Source organism: Butyricicoccus sp., assembly GCF_050872565.1.
GTDB lineage: Bacteria > Bacillota > Clostridia > Oscillospirales > Butyricicoccaceae > Butyricicoccus_A.
Window position 1 is genome coordinate 1 of sequence record NZ_JBNMHC010000391.1, and the last position, 1937, is coordinate 1937.

General features: G+C 54.7%; 1 protein-coding gene. It reads left to right on the top strand.

The features are described from left to right. A partial coding sequence (locus tag ACR0P9_RS11735) for a heavy metal translocating P-type ATPase (RefSeq protein ID WP_432620363.1) occupies nt 1–1937 on the top strand: 1937 nt, incomplete at both ends.

Sequence of the window (1937 nt, forward strand, 5' to 3'; positions counted from 1 at the left end):
ACGATGACGATTGCTGCTGTGGACATGACCACCATCATGAGCACGAAGAACCGCTGCAGCGTTCTGCAACGACCGGCGGCACGACAAAGATTTATCATCTGGAGAATCTGGATTGTGCGAACTGCGGCGCAAAGATTGAAAACCGCATCAACGCCATGGAAGGCGTGTCGGATGCTGTTTTGACCTTTGCGACCATGCAGCTGCGTGTCACGGCACCGAATCATACCGGTCTGGCAGAAAAAATGGTACAGACCGCCCGTGCGGTAGAGCCGGATATTCAGATTATCCCGCCGGAAGAGGCGAAAAAAGCATCGAAAAAAGACGACAGCAACAAAAAAGATATTGTTCAGCTGATTCTCGGTGCAGTGTGCATGGCAATTGGTCTTGCGCTGAGCCATTTCGGCGCACCGATGCCTGCTTATTTGGCCGTGTATCTGATTGGCTATGTGATTCTTGGCAGAGAAGTCGTTTGGACAGCAGTCCGCAATTTGACAAGCGGCCATGTCTTTGACGAAAACTTCTTGATGTCTGTGGCAACCATTGGTGCGTTCTGCGTCGGTGATTTTGCGGAAGCTGTCGGCGTTATGCTGTTCTTCCAGGTTGGCGAGCTGTTCGAGCATGTTGCTGTCGAGAAGAGCCGCAGTCAGATCATGGAGGCTGTCGATCTCCGACCGGAGACCGTGCAGTGGGAGCATGACGGCAAGATCGAGACGATTCCGGCAGAAGAAGCCGAAGTTGAAGATATTTTGGTTGTTCGTCCGGGCGACCGCGTGCCGCTGGATGGCGTTGTAGTAGAGGGCGAGAGCTTTTTGGATACCTCTGCTGTCACCGGTGAACCGGTTCCGATTCGTGTCCAGAAGGGCGATGAGCTGATTAGCGGCTGCGTCAATGCTTCTGGCTTGCTGCGGATGAAAGTGAGCAGACCGCTTTCCGAGTCCATGGTAACCCGTATTCTGGACGCCGTGGAAAATGCAGCGGCGAGCAAGCCGAAAATCGACCGCTTTATCACGAAGTTTGCCCGCGTCTATACCCCAATTGTCGTTGCCATTGCTGTTCTGACCGCAGTGATTCCGTCTTTGGTAACCGGAAACTGGATGCATTGGATTTACACCGCATTGACGTTCTTGGTTATCAGCTGCCCGTGCGCACTGGTGCTCAGCGTTCCGCTGGCATTCTTTGCGGGCATCGGCACAGCGTCCAAGAGCAATATCCTGTTCAAGGGCGGCATTTCGCTGGAAGCACTGGCGGATGTCAAGGCGGTTGCTCTGGATAAGACCGGTACCATCACCAAGGGTACGTTTACCGTCACCGCTTTGGAACCGGCAGAGGGACTGAGTGAACAGGAGCTTCTTGAGCTGGCAGCAGCTTGTGAGACTTCTTCAACGCATCCAATTGGCGTCAGCATTGTATCTGCTGCCAAGGAGCGCGGTCTGGATGTTCCACAGCCGCATGACATCCAGGAAGTTGCCGGTCATGGCATTTGTGCGGATGTGAATGGTGTACAGCTGCTGTGCGGCGGCAAGAAGCTCATGGACAGCTATCAGGTTGACCTGCCGCAGCTTTCGGCAGTTGGCGGCGCAACCATCATTTATCTGGCGCGTGACGGAAAATTTGCCGGACGCATCTGCATTTCGGATACCATCAAGGAAGATGCCGTTGCTGCTCTGGCAAAGATGAAGCAGCAGGGCGTTGTGTCCGCGATGCTGACCGGCGATGCGCAGGAGAGCGCAGAGGCCATTGCCGCAGAGGCTGGCGTACAGGATATTCATGCGCAGCTTCTGCCGCAGGATAAAGTCAGCTGCTTGCAGAACATTCGAGAAAAATACGGTCCGGTTATGTTTGTCGGTGACGGCATCAACGATGCACCGGTACTCGCTGGCGCGGATGTCGGTGCGGCAATGGGAACCGGCGCAGATGCAGCGATTGAAGCGGCAGAT